Origin of the sequence: Paenibacillus harenae (genome assembly GCF_030812415.1) — a bacterium.
GTDB classification, from domain to species: domain Bacteria; phylum Bacillota; class Bacilli; order Paenibacillales; family Paenibacillaceae; genus Pristimantibacillus; species Pristimantibacillus harenae_A.
In genome coordinates this window covers 242,113-257,403 of the sequence record NZ_JAUSST010000005.1, presented here as the reverse complement: position 1 = coordinate 257,403, position 15,291 = coordinate 242,113, and the positions used below count along the sequence as shown (strand labels likewise).

17 protein-coding genes are annotated in these 15,291 nt (G+C 49.4%); 3 read left to right on the top strand and 14 right to left on the bottom strand.

Annotated features, from left to right (window positions below; genetic code table 11):
• Positions 1-206: 206 nt before the first annotated feature.
• The 5 genes from J2T14_RS19335 to J2T14_RS19315 all read right to left on the bottom strand — a co-directional run bounded on the left by J2T14_RS19335 (position 207) and on the right by J2T14_RS19315 (position 2,462).
• Positions 207-665: a hypothetical protein gene (locus J2T14_RS19335; RefSeq protein WP_307204586.1), complete on the bottom strand. Its 459-nt coding sequence runs from the start codon at positions 663-665 to the stop codon at positions 207-209.
• 98 nt (positions 666-763) lie between these two features.
• The gene (locus tag J2T14_RS19330; RefSeq protein WP_307473346.1) at positions 764-1,258 is read right to left on the bottom strand and encodes a glutathione peroxidase; all 495 of its coding nucleotides are present in this window, start codon (positions 1,256-1,258) and stop codon (positions 764-766) included.
• A gap of 124 nt (positions 1,259-1,382) precedes the next feature.
• Positions 1,383-1,712, bottom strand: coding sequence for an MGMT family protein (locus J2T14_RS19325; RefSeq protein WP_307473344.1), 330 nt, complete (start codon positions 1,710-1,712; stop codon positions 1,383-1,385).
• 120 nt (positions 1,713-1,832) lie between these two features.
• Positions 1,833-2,120: a hypothetical protein gene (locus tag J2T14_RS19320; protein WP_307473342.1), complete on the bottom strand. Its 288-nt coding sequence runs from the start codon at positions 2,118-2,120 to the stop codon at positions 1,833-1,835.
• Positions 2,121-2,237: 117 nt separating this feature from the next.
• Positions 2,238-2,462: a hypothetical protein gene (locus J2T14_RS19315; protein ID WP_307473339.1), complete on the bottom strand. Its 225-nt coding sequence runs from the start codon at positions 2,460-2,462 to the stop codon at positions 2,238-2,240.
• Positions 2,463-2,898: 436 nt separating this feature from the next.
• Between J2T14_RS19315 and J2T14_RS19310 the strand changes: the two genes are divergently transcribed.
• Entirely contained in the window at positions 2,899-3,333 is a 435-nt protein-coding gene (locus J2T14_RS19310; RefSeq protein ID WP_307204582.1) for a DUF1641 domain-containing protein, read from the top strand.
• A 31-nt stretch (positions 3,334-3,364) separates the two neighbouring features.
• Positions 3,365-4,546, top strand: a complete 1,182-nt coding sequence (locus J2T14_RS19305; protein WP_307204580.1) for an NAD(P)/FAD-dependent oxidoreductase — start codon at positions 3,365-3,367, stop codon at positions 4,544-4,546.
• A 58-nt stretch (positions 4,547-4,604) separates the two neighbouring features.
• Here the strand turns inward: J2T14_RS19305 and J2T14_RS19300 are convergent, their stop codons facing one another.
• The 7 genes from J2T14_RS19300 to J2T14_RS19270 all read right to left on the bottom strand — a co-directional run bounded on the left by J2T14_RS19300 (position 4,605) and on the right by J2T14_RS19270 (position 11,490).
• Positions 4,605-5,852, bottom strand: a complete 1,248-nt coding sequence (locus J2T14_RS19300; RefSeq protein WP_307473337.1) for a polysaccharide deacetylase family protein — start codon at positions 5,850-5,852, stop codon at positions 4,605-4,607.
• A complete protein-coding gene (locus J2T14_RS19295) occupies positions 5,821-6,534 on the bottom strand; it encodes a hypothetical protein (RefSeq protein ID WP_307473336.1) in 714 nt (237 codons plus the stop codon). The genes J2T14_RS19300 and J2T14_RS19295 overlap by 32 nt, the downstream gene beginning before the upstream one ends.
• Before the next feature lie 230 nt (positions 6,535-6,764).
• Positions 6,765-7,244 (bottom strand): transcription elongation factor GreA, encoded by a 480-nt coding sequence (gene greA / locus J2T14_RS19290; protein WP_307204577.1) that lies wholly within the window; start codon positions 7,242-7,244, stop codon positions 6,765-6,767.
• 142 nt (positions 7,245-7,386) lie between these two features.
• Positions 7,387-8,340, bottom strand: coding sequence for a glycoside hydrolase family 43 protein (locus J2T14_RS19285; RefSeq protein WP_307473334.1), 954 nt, complete (start codon positions 8,338-8,340; stop codon positions 7,387-7,389).
• A 24-nt stretch (positions 8,341-8,364) separates the two neighbouring features.
• Entirely contained in the window at positions 8,365-9,198 is an 834-nt protein-coding gene (locus J2T14_RS19280; RefSeq protein WP_307204575.1) for a carbohydrate ABC transporter permease, read from the bottom strand.
• Between the two features lie 2 nt (positions 9,199-9,200).
• The gene (locus tag J2T14_RS19275; RefSeq protein WP_307473840.1) at positions 9,201-10,094 is read right to left on the bottom strand and encodes a carbohydrate ABC transporter permease; all 894 of its coding nucleotides are present in this window, start codon (positions 10,092-10,094) and stop codon (positions 9,201-9,203) included.
• Between the two features lie 70 nt (positions 10,095-10,164).
• The gene (locus J2T14_RS19270) at positions 10,165-11,490 is read right to left on the bottom strand and encodes an ABC transporter substrate-binding protein (protein WP_307204572.1); all 1,326 of its coding nucleotides are present in this window, start codon (positions 11,488-11,490) and stop codon (positions 10,165-10,167) included.
• A 412-nt stretch (positions 11,491-11,902) separates the two neighbouring features.
• Between J2T14_RS19270 and J2T14_RS19265 the strand changes: the two genes are divergently transcribed.
• Positions 11,903-12,820, top strand: coding sequence for an ArsR/SmtB family transcription factor (locus J2T14_RS19265; RefSeq protein WP_307204571.1), 918 nt, complete (start codon positions 11,903-11,905; stop codon positions 12,818-12,820).
• A gap of 64 nt (positions 12,821-12,884) precedes the next feature.
• Here J2T14_RS19265 and rlmN read toward each other — a convergent pair whose 3' ends face one another.
• Positions 12,885-13,985, bottom strand: a complete 1,101-nt coding sequence (rlmN, locus tag J2T14_RS19260; protein ID WP_307473331.1) for a 23S rRNA (adenine(2503)-C(2))-methyltransferase RlmN — start codon at positions 13,983-13,985, stop codon at positions 12,885-12,887.
• A 461-nt stretch (positions 13,986-14,446) separates the two neighbouring features.
• Complete coding sequence (locus J2T14_RS19255) at positions 14,447-15,283, bottom strand: YitT family protein (RefSeq protein ID WP_307204569.1); 837 nt, start codon at positions 15,281-15,283, stop codon at positions 14,447-14,449.
• Positions 15,284-15,291: the final 8 nt, after the last annotated feature.

Genomic DNA, 15,291 nt, shown 5'->3' with positions numbered 1-15,291 from the left:
CTCCTGTGCCTTGGCTTTTTACTGTTGGCTTGTCATCGCTCCCATTACACCTTTACAATAACTTTTTTTTCATATGGCGAATATGCTCCAACGCAAAATTCGACAATATTTTATAGAATATTTTTCTATTCTTTCCCCTTGCTATCGGAGATTCAACGCAAAAAAGGCACCCGTATCTCACGAATGCCTTCATACTTGCATGCTTATTAGGTCGCTAATTTTCTAAGCTCGGGAAATTCCTCCAAATAACCGGTCAGCGCAAGCTCGAGCAGCGCCTTGCGGATGCTTTGTTCGTCCTCGCCGGATTGGTCCGACAGCGCAAGCAGCTCCTGCAGCGAAATTTCTCTATGCTCCTTGCAGTAAGTAAGCAGACCTTTGGCCGCCCATGACAGGCGGTCATCCTGGAACTCGCCGATCATCTGACGAAAGAGCTTATGCGGAATCAACTGCTGGTCGACCAACGTCTGCATCGCCTTGATCGCCTGCTTGACCGTCATGCGCCCTTTCCTGGATATTTCGGATAAAGTCAACGAAGACGCCTCCGACGTCCGGGAGCTTAAGACGATATATATCATTTGCGAGTAAATATCGAGGTCCGGCTTAAAAAAGATTTCGGTAGATACGGTAAAATTGCGTACATCAATTTGTTTCATTTCGTTGGTCATGATGAATTCTCCCTTCCGGATGGTCTATACCATCATAAAGGTTCGAAAATGAGGATTCAAATTAGACTTTATGAGAAAAAAATCATAAAAAATCCGGATTATGCTCTCGTTGCCGCGCTCAGCAGCTTCTGAATCCAGCTTTCGATCTTGGCTGGGTCATCGGTCGGACTGAACCGCTTAACGACATTGCCGTCCCGGTCGACGAGAAACTTCGTGAAATTCCACTTAATAAGCTTCGATCCGAGTACGCCGCGCGCCTCATTCGTTAAATATTGGAACAGCGGATGCGCGTTGCTGCCGTTAACGTCTATCTTCGCATACAGCGGGAACGATACGCCGAAGTTAATCTCGCAGGACTGCGCGATCTCATCGTCGCTAGCCAGCTCTTGATTGTTGAACTGCGAGCATGGGAAGCCGAGGACGGCGAAGCCTTCCTCCTTGTGGTCGTCATGGAGCTTCTGCAGTCCTTTGAATTGCGGCGCGAAGCCGCATTTCGTTGCTGTATTCACAATAAGCATGACTTGACCCTTATATGGCGCAAGCGTCTGCTCCTCGCCCTTGATCGTCTTCACGCCAATATTATAAATAGACATGTTCATCCGCTCCTTCGATCTACTTATTTTGTATAATTTAATCGTATACAATCTAAATAGCGATGTCAACCCAAACAAGAGGGCTAACCGCCCATGTCGGCAGCCAGCCCTCTCCTGTCCCTCATTAGAACCGCTCTTCCTCCCATGCAAGCGGCGAATGGCGATAGCGCTCGAGGTCGAGCTTGCCACTTTCGCTAACCTCTATGCCCTCGCCTTGCAAATGCATCATTTGAAGAAATCGTCCCTCGTCATCCGGAATCGCTACCTCGCCCTTGGCGTTCACGACCCTATGCCAAGGCAGCTTATGAGCGTTGCTCATGGCATGCAGAATACGAACGACCTGCCGTGCGCCGCGGCGGCTTCCCGCTTGCTCGGCCACCTGCCCGTACGTCATGACGCGCCCCTCCGGAATATGCTTAATGATATCTATGACCCGCTGCGTGAATGGCTGCATAACTGCACGCTCCCCCTATCTGCTCCGCCCGCCTTACGGCAACTCCGTGTTTGTAAGCAGAGAATACCCGATTGACGGCAGCAGCGTCAAGGAGCTACTTGAACTTCGCCGGGAACTGCTTCACGACTCCCTCTGCGAGCACTCCCGCGAACATGATCTATGATTCAATCCCTTATCGAACGCCGTTATGCTCGCGTTCCAGTCTTTGTTCATCCTTGCCGATACATCTTCGGTTATTAATCCGAGATGACCGTCCATGATGTCTTTGATCTCCTTATAAGACCAAATCGGATTCGCGGCGCTTAGAAACTTCGCGATGTCGTCGGCATTTTTGTACCACTGCTTGTTGTACGTTGCCGCATTGCCCGTCTTGCCGCTCTTCAACGCATCAAGCAGCTTGCCGGCCAATACGATATGTTCGGTCAGGAGCTCCGTCAGCTTATTGCCGGCCTCCTCGCCATAATAGGGCTTGAACGCATCGCCTATATCCTTCTGATTTCGCAGCAGTCTTGCGAGAACTTGCTCTTAGTCGCCTACTCCGGCAATCGTGCTTACTAAGTATAAACGCGTCCATACAACATGGTCGATCCACAGCTTAGTCAAATTCCGCTTCAGCGCAACAGCTGACGGGCTTAGGCAAAGAGCCTGACTATTTTCCCGATTAACCGCTTCCGCTTTCAAGGAGGATGCTCCCGACCCGAGAGCAAGCGTTACGCACAGCATGGACATTACAACCGATTTTCTTAGCATACAATCATCTCCTTAAATAGCTGAACGATACGCCTGAGCTTATTGTGGCCAATCGGTTCTATTCAATACGGCCGGTTTCCACCCGTCAATTTGGCCCCTTTACCTTCTACACCAACATTTTCAGCACGTTTTTCCACCATTTTGCTCTATTTGTTTGCGATTTCGACATTTTTTTCGACTTTCAATAAATTTGCTTTTTATTTTTCCGATAAAGGATGTAGAATAGAAGCAAAGAGTTAATAATCGATCGCGTCAAACTCGCCGTTGCTCGACATCGGCACAGTAAGACTTACTTGTAACATAACCGTGAAGGACTATGCTCTTTTACTATGTGAAAAATGTTACAATCTCATGCCTTACTCACCTTACCTGAGGCGTTTGACACCATCGAGCCTATTACTCACTTACATCCCTATGCAAAGGAGGACGTTCCCCAATGTCACAACCAACTGCTCAACAAGAGGTTTCCGCTAACCTCGCGGAAGAAAAAAAATCGTTAGACGTGCTCGATCAGCTTATGCAGCCAGAGGTACAGAACTCTCTGACCGTGCTCGTGGATAACCTGCCTAAGCTCGCCGAAATGGTCACTGCAATGACCGCTGCTTACGACTTCGCCAAAGGCATCGCGACCGACAAAGTATTGATCAACGATTTCGCGCAAGGTATCGGCGAATTCGTTAAACCGGTGCAAGAGAAGGCAAAAGGCATCGCTCAAGCCGCTATCGAAGCGGGCGAGCGCTCGCAAGCCGACACTTCTTCGACGGTCGGCCTATTCGCAATGCTCAAAATGCTGAAAGACCCGGAAGTTCAAAAAACGCTTCGCTTCGCTCAAGCTTTCTTGAACGTGCTTGCTGAGAAAAAAAACAGCTAATTAACGAATAAGCAAAGAATGGAGGATGGACATGTCGAAACATATTCTTATTTTGGGCGGCGGTTACGGTGGTCTTCTATCCGCTCTGACAGCGCGTCAACACCTGTCTGCATCGGAAGCGACGATTACCGTTGTAAACCGTTTCCCTACTCATCAGATCATTACGGAGCTTCACCGTCTTGCAGGCGGCACTATCGAGGAGAAAGCCGTTTCCCTTCCTCTTAACAAGCTGCTGGGCGACAAAAACGTTGACATCGTTGTCGACACGGTCAAGCAAATCAGACCGGACGACAAAATCGTCGAGTTCGAGAGCGGCAAAGTGATCGGTTACGACGCGCTTGTCGTTGCTCTCGGCAGCGAAACGAACTACTTCGGAATTCCTGGACTGGAAGAGAACAGCATGGTACTGAAATCGGTTGCCGATGCGAACCGCATTCGCAAGCATGTTGAAGCTCGCCTGGACGCTTACAAAGCTTCCGGCAACAAAGCCGACGCTACTATCGTAGTTGGCGGCGGCGGCCTGACAGGCGTCGAGCTCGTAGGCGAATTCGCCGACAAGCTGCCTGAAGTTTGCAAAAGCAAAGGCATCGACTTCAATGATATTGAATTGTACTGCGTAGAAGCTGGCCCGGCCGTATTGCCGATCTTCCCTAAAGTGCTGATCGAGCGTGCGGTATCCAGCCTTGAGAAACGCGGCGTTACGTTCATCACTGGCGTAGCGATTACGGAAGCAACGAAAACAGCGGTATCCTTGAAGGATGGCCGTACCATCGAGTCGAACACGATCATCTGGACTGGCGGCGTTAAAGGCAACCCTGTTGTCGGCAGCAGCGGCCTTGCAGAGGATCGCGGCCGTTCGACGGTAACGCCAACGCTTCAATCGACTTCCCACTCGGACGTATTCCTCGCAGGCGACTGCGCGGTCGTATTCCCGGAGGGCAGCGAGCGTCCATACCCGCCAACCGCACAGCTGGCTTGGCAAATGGGCGAAACCGTCGGCCATAACTTGGCTGTTCTGTTCAAAGGCGGTTCCATGAACAAGTTCGAGCCTGTGTTCTCCGGAACGCTCGGCAGCTTGGGCCGCAAAGACGGCGTAGGCACAATCGGCGGCAACGCAACGCAGCTCAAAGGTTTGCCTGCATCGCTGATGAAGGAAGCGAGCAACATCCGCTACCTGTCGCATATCCACGGTCTATTCGCACTGGCTTACTAAGCCAAGCGGGATTACAAATAAAGGCCAGGGGCTTCAATCGAAGCCCCCGGCCTTTATTTCATTTGAATATGACGAATTTAAGTTGTTTGCTCTTCAAATATTGGATGATTTCAGGAAGCGCTTCGACCGTTAATTTCTTCTCGTGCATAACATAAATGCCGCCGGATGGGGATTTTTGTTTGAAATAGCTCAATATTTGCTTCTTCGTCTTTGCCTTCCAATCAACGGGATCGCGATTCCACATAAGCACTTTCATCTGTTCCCTCTTCGCTACCGCTTTTACCTCGTCATTGATCGCCCCGTAAGGCGGGCGGAACAAGTTAACGACCGTGTCCTCGTCAGCAGACTCCGATTCGATCAGCTCGTTCACCCTTGCGATGCTATCGGTATTCTCTTCATCGGTACTCTTCGTTAAGTTGTTATGCGCCCAAGAGTGATTGCCTACGGCCATCCCATTATCTACGGCATACGCCGCCGCCTCGGGATCATGCTTCACATTGAGACCTACGAACAAGAAGGTTGCCGCGATATCATGCTCCTTCAAGATATCGACAATCTGCTCCGTATACTCCGAGGGGCCATCGTCGAACGTCAAAGCAACATAACCCTTCGGAACAGAATACGTATATTTATCGATGTTCGCTTCCAACACCTCGTATCCAAGTTTAGAAGTTTCCTCCTTCTTGTCTTCGACCGGTATTGTTTCTTCAATCACCGGCCCCGCCGCAGTCGGCACAGATTTTGCGGTATACTCGTCGAGTACCGTATCAATCGATGCAGGACTTAGCGCATCCGCATGGTTCGAGAACATGCCGTCTTCCGTGCGCGATGCGAACAGGAAGAACAAACAAACAACCATAGCGAGGCGCGATGCAAGCTTGCCGATGAATGTCGCTCTCTTCCGCCCTAGAACCCTCTTTCGCTGCTCGGGCGCTTCTTCTACTTTCTCCGCAACAGCAGCCGGTTTCTCCGGAAGCGAGTCGCTCAGACGCAGCTGCTCTAGCTGCACGGCATAGGACTCGGCGCAAGCGAAATATAACGTCTCGCCGAAGCGCTCATCCATCTTAATCAGCGAGCTATAATGCCGATTGCGGAACGGGTCCCACTTGGCATAGAGGGACATTCTCACTCTACCCGCCGTAAGAGGATGCAGCGCGATTATTTCATTATAAGTAAACTCATCGATGGCGATGATGCACAGAGCCGGCTCCTGATTGCGAGTGATGATGACCTCCATCCGAAAGCCGGTCCCTGTCTGTTCAATGGACGATAACTCAATCATTGCGATTGTTTTTGTTCTGGCCAATCGGTATAGACATCCGGCTCGTAAAGTCGCTAATCATGTTGGACAAGTATGCCTTTTCCTGGCGAACGTTCTCGTACTTCTGCTTTACATGCGAGTTCTCTACTTCCAGCCTGCCGATCCGCTCTTCCATCTCATTGATCTTCTTCATTTTCTCGGCATTAGCCTCGTTATGCGCCTGAACAATACTGGCGTACTTCTGCTGCTCAAGATCTATAACGCTCTTCAGTTCATCGATTTCCGATGACAGCGTAGACTGAAGCTCCCGGTAATCCTCAATTACTTGGTCGACCTTCAGATTCTTCTCAATGAGCTTCTGCTCAAACTCGAGAATGCTTTTCTCTCGCTCTTCGATTACCTTGTTCAAGTTCTTCAGGTCGCGGCTCAATCGTTCGATATGGCCGCTCGAATGGTTCAACCGATCCTGCAGCTCGTAAATGTTGATCTCCGCATGTTGGCGGGCTTGAATCATCTGCTCAACGGCAAATACGAGATCGAGCGATTTCTTGTCCAGATTCGACTTGTTCGCCATGAACGGCGTGGACGATAGCGAATCTTCTACGGCTACCGCTAAATCAGACTCGGCGGAATCGCCTTCGGGCGAGGCCTGCGGGACCATTGGTTCAGCACCGGGATCATGCTGCTGCTCTTTTGCGTCCTTTTTCCTAAAGAAGGGTGAAATCATTTTTCTCATCATCACCTTGTCTAATTTATATAATAAAAATGTCATAATCTGTCGAACTATATTGGATCTATTATAAAATAATTACAAGCCTCATAAGCGAGACTTTATACCTAACTTTGCCGAATAAAACTAAAGGCCTAATTTCCGAACGCAAATAAACCGTGTCATTCGTCCAGACGGACGAGTGCACGGCTCATAGGTGATAACGGATAAACTAGGTTGTCAATCGATCAATCCGCTCGTATTTCAAGCAACTCGTATTTAATAATACCCATCGGCGCGGTAACCTCGATAATATCTCCGACTTTCTTGCCAATCAGTTCTTTGCCAAGCGGGCTTTCGTACGAAATTTTATTGTCCTCGACGTCTGCTTCCTCGCTGCCGACGATCTTGTATTCAATCCGTTCCGCGAACTCAATATCGTTAAGAACAGCAGTGAGGCCAATATTCACCTTGGACGTATCGAGGGTGGCCGCATCTACAACGCGTACCTTCTTCAGCATTTTGGTCAGAATCGTAATACGCGTCTCCATGAACGCCTGATCTTCCTTGGCCGAATGGTATTCGCTATTCTCCTTCAGATCGCCGTAGCTGATCGCCAACTTAATACGCGCAGCCAGCTCCTTGCGCTTTACGTATTTCAATTCGTCCAATTCGGCTTCCAGCTTCTCAAGCCCTTCTTGGGTCATTATGATTTCGTCTTTCGACATTTGGACAACTCCCATTAGCAATATCTATCTAGTTTAACCGATAATCGTCCAAAATTGAAATGCTCATCCTTCATTTACCAAAAAAAGAAGCATATCCTACCTTCCAGATACGCTTCTCCTGAGCATAATTATTATAAAAATATTATTTCGGCAAGCCGAAATCCGGCGTCCCGTCCGGCTTCCAGCCGAATGCTTGCGCACGGGCATGGCGGTTCGGATCGTATAGCGGATCGCCTTCGATTTCCTTGTAATCGCGCGCATGGTAGATCAGCACATCCTGCCCGTTCTCGTCCACCGTGAAGCTGTTATGCCCCGGCCCATATAGGCCCACTGCCTCATTCGTGCGGAATACCGGCTCCGGCGACTTCGTCCATGAAGCCGGATCAAGCAGGTCCGCATTCTCGTCTGCCGTAAGCAATCCCATGCAATAATTGTAATCGGTCGCGCTAGCCGAGTAACTGATGAAGATACGGCCGTTGCGCTTAATAACGGCAGGCCCTTCGTTAACGAGGTAGCCGATAACCTCCCACGGGTACTCCGGCGTAGAGATCATCGCCTGATCGCCTTTCAATGTCCAGGGATTAGCCATCTCCGAGATGTATAGATTCGAGTTGCCTTTGATGTTCGGGTCTTTCTGCGCCCATACATAATAAAGGACATCGCGATGCCGGAACATTGTCGCGTCAAGCGCGAAAGACTCGAAGCGCGTACGAACCTGCCCCCTCTCCACCCAAATACCCTCAAGCGGGTTTGCAGACTCATTCTCCAGTACGAACATGCGATGGTCGAAAAGTCCGTTATCCGTCTCTGCCGACTTGGCGGCAGCGAAGTAAATATACCACTTATTATCGATATAATGGATTTCCGGCGCCCATATATTGGCGCTTAATGGTCCTGTCTCATACTTTCGCCATGCGACGGATGGCTCGGCGTCCTGAAGTCCCGCAAGCGTCGTCGAACGGCGAACCTCGATTCGGTCGTATTCCGGAACGGATGCCGTGAAGTAATAGTAACCGTCCGTATGCTTATAGACCCAAGGATCTGCGCGCTGCAAGACAATAGGATCCGCGCTTAGCTTAATCAAGTTGTTGTTCATACGTTTTACTCCTTCTGGATCACATTATCCTTTGACAGCCCCTGCTGTCATACCGTCAATAAAGTACTTCTGGAATGCGAGGAACAGCGCGAGAATCGGCAAGATCGAGAAGAACGAGCCAACGATCAGCAAGTCGTAATTATTCCCGTAAGGCGTCAGCAGCGTCTTCAGGCCGATGGGCAGCGTATACTTGCCGGCATCGCTAATGACCATGAACGGCCATAAAATGTTGTTCCAGCTATTCATGCCGTTCAAGATCGCCATGGCGGCGAACGACGGCTTCATGATAGGCAAAATAAGACGAATATAAATGCTGTATTCATTTGCGCCGTCAACCCGCCCGGCAGCTATGATTTCCTTCGGTATGCCGCGCAAGTACTGCCGGAAGAAGAAGATCGTGGCGGCATTCGCGATGCCCGGCAATATAATGGCCGAATAACTGTTCATCATGCCGAGGTTGAACGTCAACGTGTAAAGCGGCAGCAGCAAAATTTCGAAAGGCACCATCATAATGAGCAGCACGCATATGAACAGGAAGTTTTTCCCCTTGAATTCATAGGCCGAGAAGCCATAAGCGACTGTCGCGCTGACAAGCAGCGTGAACACGACCTGAACGACCGTGAGCAGGAGCGAGTTGAAGAACCATGTGAAGTAGGCATGGTCGCCCGTAAACAGAAATGCGAAGTTATCGAAGCTCATCACGGACAAGTCAAATGACAGGTTAAGCCCTTGCCTGACGAGCTCCTTGCCCGGCTTGAAGGCCCCGATCGTTATCGCATAGAAAGGAACGAGTATGATGGCGCATATAATGGTAAAGAAAACGAAAAGGAGTGTTTTGCCAACCAGGTGCTTCTTCATCGTTAATCCTCCTTCTTGAACGTGCCGGTAAAGATGAGCTGCGTGATGTTGATGATCATCGCGATTAACAGCAGCACTATTCCAACCGCAGCCGCATATCCAAGATCATTCTTCTCGATCCCTTGGCGATACAGGTAGCCGACAATCGTAAGACCGATATTTTTCGGAGAATTATTGCCGTTCCAGAGCATCATGCTCTCAATGAACATCGCAAGGCCGGCATAGATGCTTATCGTTACCACGTAAACGGTCGTCGGCTTCAACAAAGGCATCGTAATCATCGTGAACTTCTGGAACGACGAAGCGCCGTCGATCGAAGCCGCTTCGTAATACTCATCGGGAATGCTCTTAAGTCCGGATAAGAAATAGAGCATATTAACGCCGATCCAGCGCCAACTCGCCAGCGCCAATAACGCGACAAAACCCGTTACTTGCCCCTTAAGGAACTTGACCGGCTCAATTCCGAATAAGCCGAGGAAGCTGTTGATAAGCGAGCCTTCCATCTCTCCGAACATGAGGCGGAAGATCGTTCCCGCTACGACAACCGAAGTAAGCGCCGGGAAGAAAAACGTCGACTTGAAAAACTCTCTGCCCCACATAAACTTATTATTTATTAGAACGGCAAACAGCATAGGCAACGGAATTAGGATGACAAGGGTCAGCGCCATATAAACCACGCTGTTGGTAACCGCCTTCAGGAAAACGCCGTCGCTCATGAGTTTCGTATAATTGTCGAATCCAATCCACTCCGCCTCTTGGCCGAGCATCGTATGCTGGAAGCTCATCTCTACCGAGCTTGCCAAAGGATAAGCCCAAAAAATGGCAAAAACTGCTATAAACGGCAAGACGAACACATAAGGAGCGACCTTTTGAGAGTACAGAAATTTTTTTATCATCATGTAACTCCTTCTTTCATGATAGAGCTGCCCTTATGCAGGGCAGCTCCTACCTCGATCACAGAATCGTTTACTTCAACTCTTGCACGATTTGCGCTTGCGCCGATTTCAGCGCTTCGGCAACGTCTTTGCCATCCTCGAAAATTTCGTTCAATGCGATTGTGCACAAAATATTGTTGATCGTCGGCGATGCGGAAGTGGACTTAATGAGCATGATTTCGTCTTGCATCTCGTTCAATACGTCGAACGGATTGTTCTGGAAGTATTTCACGAATTTGTTCTCAGGGTTGTGCGTAACCTCTTTGTTCGCCCACACTTCTTTGTTAACCGGGTCAAAGCCCAGCGTGTTCCAAATCTCGACGTTCGCGTCCAAGGACAGCTTCGCGAATGCGAGGAAGTCCTTCGCCAGCTGGACGTCCTTCGCCGTCTTCGTCACGACCGTACCCGTACCGCCGCCGCCAAGCGATCTTGGCATGCCTTTCTCGATAACGGGAAGCGGAGCGATTGCGATCTTGCCAGCCAGGTCTGGCATGTAGTTCGTAAAACGGGACATGAACCATAACGGCATCATAGCGGAAGCGTAGTTGCCGGCGTTATACTCGCCGTATGCTTCCTCCGTATCCGGCTGTCCGCCGGCAATTGTGGAGATGACATTGCTTGCTTGCAGGTCCTTCAGGATGTTAAGGCCTTTGATTAATTGCTCCGAGTCTACTTGCGGCGTAATCGAATCGTCTACGAAATCCGAACCTTGTTGAGCGAGCATCATGCCGGACTGCCAAGTTGCGCTCGTGTCGGCGGTACCCATGAATTTACCTGTTTTCTCATAGACTTGAATGCCCGCTTTTTTGTAATCATCCCATGTTACGATTTCTTTGTAATCGACGCCTGCTTCTTCAAGAATTTCAGTGTTGTAGAACGCGACCGTAGCGCCTACGTGAGTAGGCAAGCCGTAGTTCGTGCCGTCTTTGCTGTATAGATCGAGACGCGATGGAACGATTGTATCCTTGTACGGTTCTACAACGTCGTTCAACGGCTCCAGTTGGGGAGTGCCAGCCAAGAAGTTCGGGAATTTGCCGAGCTCGATATCGGCAATGTCCGGCGCGCCTTCTCCGGTTTGTACGGCAATCAGCAATTTATTGTGCATATCGTCGTAAGGCATAACCGTTACGTTAAGCTTGATCTGACGTTCAGGATTTGCTTCGTTCCATTTTTTGAGCATCGTCTCGAAATGCTGTCCGTGCAGCTCAACGAACGTCCAATAACTTAGCTCGGTTGCGCCTTCGCCAGCGCCGCCATCGATAACCGATTTCTCTCCGCCGCTATTGCTCTTGCCACAACCTGTCAACCATACGGCGAGTGCAGCCACCAGCATTACAATTACCCATTTTTTCTTCATGCTTGACCCTCCCTAATTGTCTTCCTTGATTGCGCATACCCGCAACTACGCCATCTCATCACGGCTTCACATCAACGATGGAAAGAAATGATTACCTATTTCATGTTTAAGTGAAATGGTTTATAGTTTAGTTGAGGAATGCGCTTACACAACTAAAATATCACAGGTTGATGTCGTTGTAAACATAAAAATGTGAATCTATTAACATAAATGTAAACCTTTCTGGGCGGTTGATCCATAATATGCTTTAAGAGTACCGGATTTACCCCTTTTTAATATTTTACTAAAGGATTGTATACAAGCAAAGTACGGATATAGTAAGATGTGAAGGGTAGAACAAAGGAAGGATACCTTTCTTTATTTCATATTGATATGAATCAGTTAATAATATCATTAGAGAGAGGTTGTTAAGATGATCTACATCAAAGATTTAATGAGCGGCCTTAACGTGTTCAAAGCGCTAAGCTCCGAGATTCGAATCGAAATTCTTGAAGTACTCGCCAAAAATCAATCCCTTAACATGAACGATCTCGCCAATAAGCTTAATCTGAGCAATGCAGCGATTACGATGCATGTGAAGAAGCTTGAAGAGAGCGGACTAATTGAAATAAATACGACCGTAGGCAAACATGGCATCCAGAAGCTATGTTATTTGAACGAGGATTTGCTTATGATCGATATTCAGAAGAAAGACGTCGATAATCTGTACGAGGTTAATCTGCAAATCGGTCATTATAGCAATTATCAAGCTTCGCCGACATGCGGACTCGCTACCAAAGACAGCATTATCGGCGACTTTGACGACCCGCGTTATTTTGCCGATCCGCAGCGTATCGACTCGGAAATCATTTGGCTCACCGAAGGATTTCTGGAATACAGAATCCCTAACTACTTAAAGCCTAATCAGCGATTTCGCGAGATCCAGTTCTCTATGGAGATTGGTTCGGAAGCGCCCGGCATCTGCGAGAACTATCCGTCCGACATCTATTTCTATATCAATGGGATTGAAATCGGGTATTGGACGAGTCCGGGTGACTTCGGCGTAACGAGAGGAACGTTCAACCCTGACTGGTGGCCGCCGCATCTGAATCAATACGGCATGCTCAAGCTCATTCGGGTCAATAAGGAAGGCAGCTTCATCGACGGATGCCGCATATCGGATGTTACGATCGATCAGATCAACCTCGATTACAAGAGCGAGCTGACATTCCGCCTTGCAGTAACGGATAAAACGGTCAACAAGCGCGGGCTGACGATCTTCGGCAAACATTTCGGCAATTACAGCCAGGACTTGATGGCTCGCGTTTTGTTCGACGTGAAGGAAAGCTAATCAACGAGAAACGGGGAGATCCCTTGGACATAAGTCCTCGGCATCTCCCCGTTTTGTTGTTTTTTCAGGCTAACGCCGCTCCATGCTCCGTCTCCGCATCGTTGTCGCCGCTGCGCAGCTGCTTGCTCCTTAGCTGGCCGCACGCCGCATCGATGTCCGCGCCATGCTCCAGACGAACGCTGCAGTTAATGCCTTGCTTCTTAAGCGTATCATAGAAGATCCGGATCGATTCCTGCTCGCTCCGTTGATACTGGCTATGCTCATCGACCGGATTGTACGGAATGAGATTCACCGTGGCAAGCTGCTTGCGAGCGCCAACCAGCTCGGCGAGCTCGAGCGCATGCTCCTTCTTGTCGTTAACGTCCTTCAGCAGTATATATTCGAGCGTTATTCTCCGCTTCGTCTTCTCCAAGTAATAATCGATAGCCTGCATCAGCTTCTCGATCGGTATCGCTTTGTTAATCTTCATAATGCGCGTGCGAAGCTCATCGTTAGGCGCATGCAGCGACACGGCGAGATTAACCGGAAGATCGGTATCATCCGCGAATTCGACGATCTTCTTCGCCAGACCGCTCGTCGAAACCGTAATATGCCTCGGTCCGATAGCCAAGCCCTTGTGATCGGTGACGACGCGGATAAAGTCCGACATGTTGGCGTAGTTGTCGAACGGCTCGCCGATGCCCATAACGACGATATTGCTCACTCGCTCTCCGGCGCCCGCGCTATCTAGATGGAACTGTACCTTCATGATCTGCTCCACGATCTCTCCGCCTGACAAGTCGCGGCTCTTCGCCAGCAGACCGCTCGCGCAGAAGCTGCAGCCGATGTTGCAACCGACCTGTGTCGTCACGCAGACGGATAGTCCGAACTTATGGCGCATCATAACCGTCTCGATCAGATTGCCGTCCGTCAGACGAAATAGAAACTTAACCGTTCCGTCAGCCGACTGCTGCTTCACATGCTCGGTTAATGTCTGTATGGTGAATTGCTCGGCAAGCAGCTCCGCGCATGCCGGATTCAGCTCCGTCATCTCTGTATAAGCCGTAACTCTTCTGCGGTATAAATAATCCCATACTTGCGCCGCTCTGCCCTTCTTATGTCCACGCTCTTGCAGCCAGTCCGTCAACTGCGCAAGCGTTAATCCGTAAATGGATGGTTTGCTCATTGATTGCCCTCTTTTCAAAGCTGTATCGATCCTCGTTCGCCTCATACAAACTATATCATATTGTCCCAAAATTTCAGCCGGAACACAAGGAGGGATATAGTCGTGACATATTATAAAAAAGTTGCGCGTTCCCGCTAGGTATGGCACGCGATGCGTCTCTTCAATCATAGCAATGTTCGCCACTAGCTGCTGACCAGCCACCATTCATTATCGTACTTTTCCACGCCGGTCTCCTTCATAGCGCGTGCAAGCCCCGTTATGTCCGGAAATTTGTCGCTGCCAACGCCATCTTCACCATATGATGGTCGAAATCAATCTCATCCTCAGCGGTTGCCAAACTGCCATCCTCGACCATGTCGTATACGAGTCATTATTTGACGCCGCTGGAGCTTGACCAAGGCTGATCGCCCTAAACAACAAAAACCGCAGCCGCAAGCTGCGGTGCGGTTGCACTTATGCCATTACTTCGATATATCGATAAAGCCTTCGCCGAATACGTCGCGCACGTCATGAATGGTAATGAACGCGTTTTTGTCCGCGGCCTTGACGATTTTTTTCAGCATACTGAGCTCCTGTTTACCGATCACGATATACAGAATCTCCTGCTTGTTTTTCGTATAATAGCCTTGCCCGTGAAGAATCGTAACGCCCCGATCCATAATCGAAATGACCTGGTCGGCAATCTTCTGATGCTCCTTGGAGATGATCGTAACGGCCTTCTTCGGATTGACGCCCTCAATGATGAAGTCCATCACCTTCGTTCCGATATAGAGCATAATAATCGTTAGCATGAGCGCTTTCGCTCCTATGATGAAGAAGGAAGAGAACGCAACGATCAGATCAAAGAATAGCAGCGCATAACTGATATTCCAATCCAAATATTTATTGGCGATTCGGGCCAAAATAGTCGTACCCGCCGTCGTGCCGCCGACCCGGATAATAAGGCCGATGCCGATCCCGACGAACATGCCGCCGAATATGGCATTCACGACGATTTCATCCGACTCTATGCGCCAGTGCTCCGTCAATACAAGGAACAGCGAGTTGCTCGCAACCGCAATGATCGTATACAGAACTGCCGTCCGATCGAGAAACCGGTAACCTACAATGAGCAGCATACCATTGATGACCAGACTGACGATACCCGGCGACCATTCGAACAAGTAGTACAAAATAATCGTAATACCCGTAACGCCGCCTTCGCCGAGCTCGTTCGGAATGACGAACAGATTGACGCCAAGCGCGAACAGGAACGCGCCAATCACAATAATAAGTATATCTAGAAGCCTTTTTTTCATCGCATATC

Coding starts and splice junctions, on each gene's coding strand:
- J2T14_RS19275 (WP_307473840.1), bottom strand. CDS start 10,094: ATGATAAAAAAATTTCTGTACTCTCAAAAGGTCGCTCCTTATGTGTTC.
- J2T14_RS19310 (WP_307204582.1), top strand. CDS start 2,899: ATGTCACAACCAACTGCTCAACAAGAGGTTTCCGCTAACCTCGCGGAA.
- greA (WP_307204577.1), bottom strand. CDS start 7,244: ATGTCGAAAGACGAAATCATAATGACCCAAGAAGGGCTTGAGAAGCTG.
- J2T14_RS19280 (WP_307204575.1), bottom strand. CDS start 9,198: ATGAAGAAGCACCTGGTTGGCAAAACACTCCTTTTCGTTTTCTTTACC.
- J2T14_RS19265 (WP_307204571.1), top strand. CDS start 11,903: ATGATCTACATCAAAGATTTAATGAGCGGCCTTAACGTGTTCAAAGCG.
- J2T14_RS19315 (WP_307473339.1), bottom strand. CDS start 2,462: ATGCTAAGAAAATCGGTTGTAATGTCCATGCTGTGCGTAACGCTTGCT.
- J2T14_RS19270 (WP_307204572.1), bottom strand. CDS start 11,490: ATGAAGAAAAAATGGGTAATTGTAATGCTGGTGGCTGCACTCGCCGTA.
- J2T14_RS19325 (WP_307473344.1), bottom strand. CDS start 1,712: ATGCAGCCATTCACGCAGCGGGTCATAGATATCATTAAGCATATTCCG.
- J2T14_RS19305 (WP_307204580.1), top strand. CDS start 3,365: ATGTCGAAACATATTCTTATTTTGGGCGGCGGTTACGGTGGTCTTCTA.
- J2T14_RS19255 (WP_307204569.1), bottom strand. CDS start 15,283: ATGAAAAAAAGGCTTCTAGATATACTTATTATTGTGATTGGCGCGTTC.
- J2T14_RS19285 (WP_307473334.1), bottom strand. CDS start 8,340: ATGAACAACAACTTGATTAAGCTAAGCGCGGATCCTATTGTCTTGCAG.
- J2T14_RS19335 (WP_307204586.1), bottom strand. CDS start 665: ATGACCAACGAAATGAAACAAATTGATGTACGCAATTTTACCGTATCT.
- rlmN (WP_307473331.1), bottom strand. CDS start 13,985: ATGAGCAAACCATCCATTTACGGATTAACGCTTGCGCAGTTGACGGAC.
- J2T14_RS19295 (WP_307473336.1), bottom strand. CDS start 6,534: ATGATTTCACCCTTCTTTAGGAAAAAGGACGCAAAAGAGCAGCAGCAT.
- J2T14_RS19330 (WP_307473346.1), bottom strand. CDS start 1,258: ATGTCTATTTATAATATTGGCGTGAAGACGATCAAGGGCGAGGAGCAG.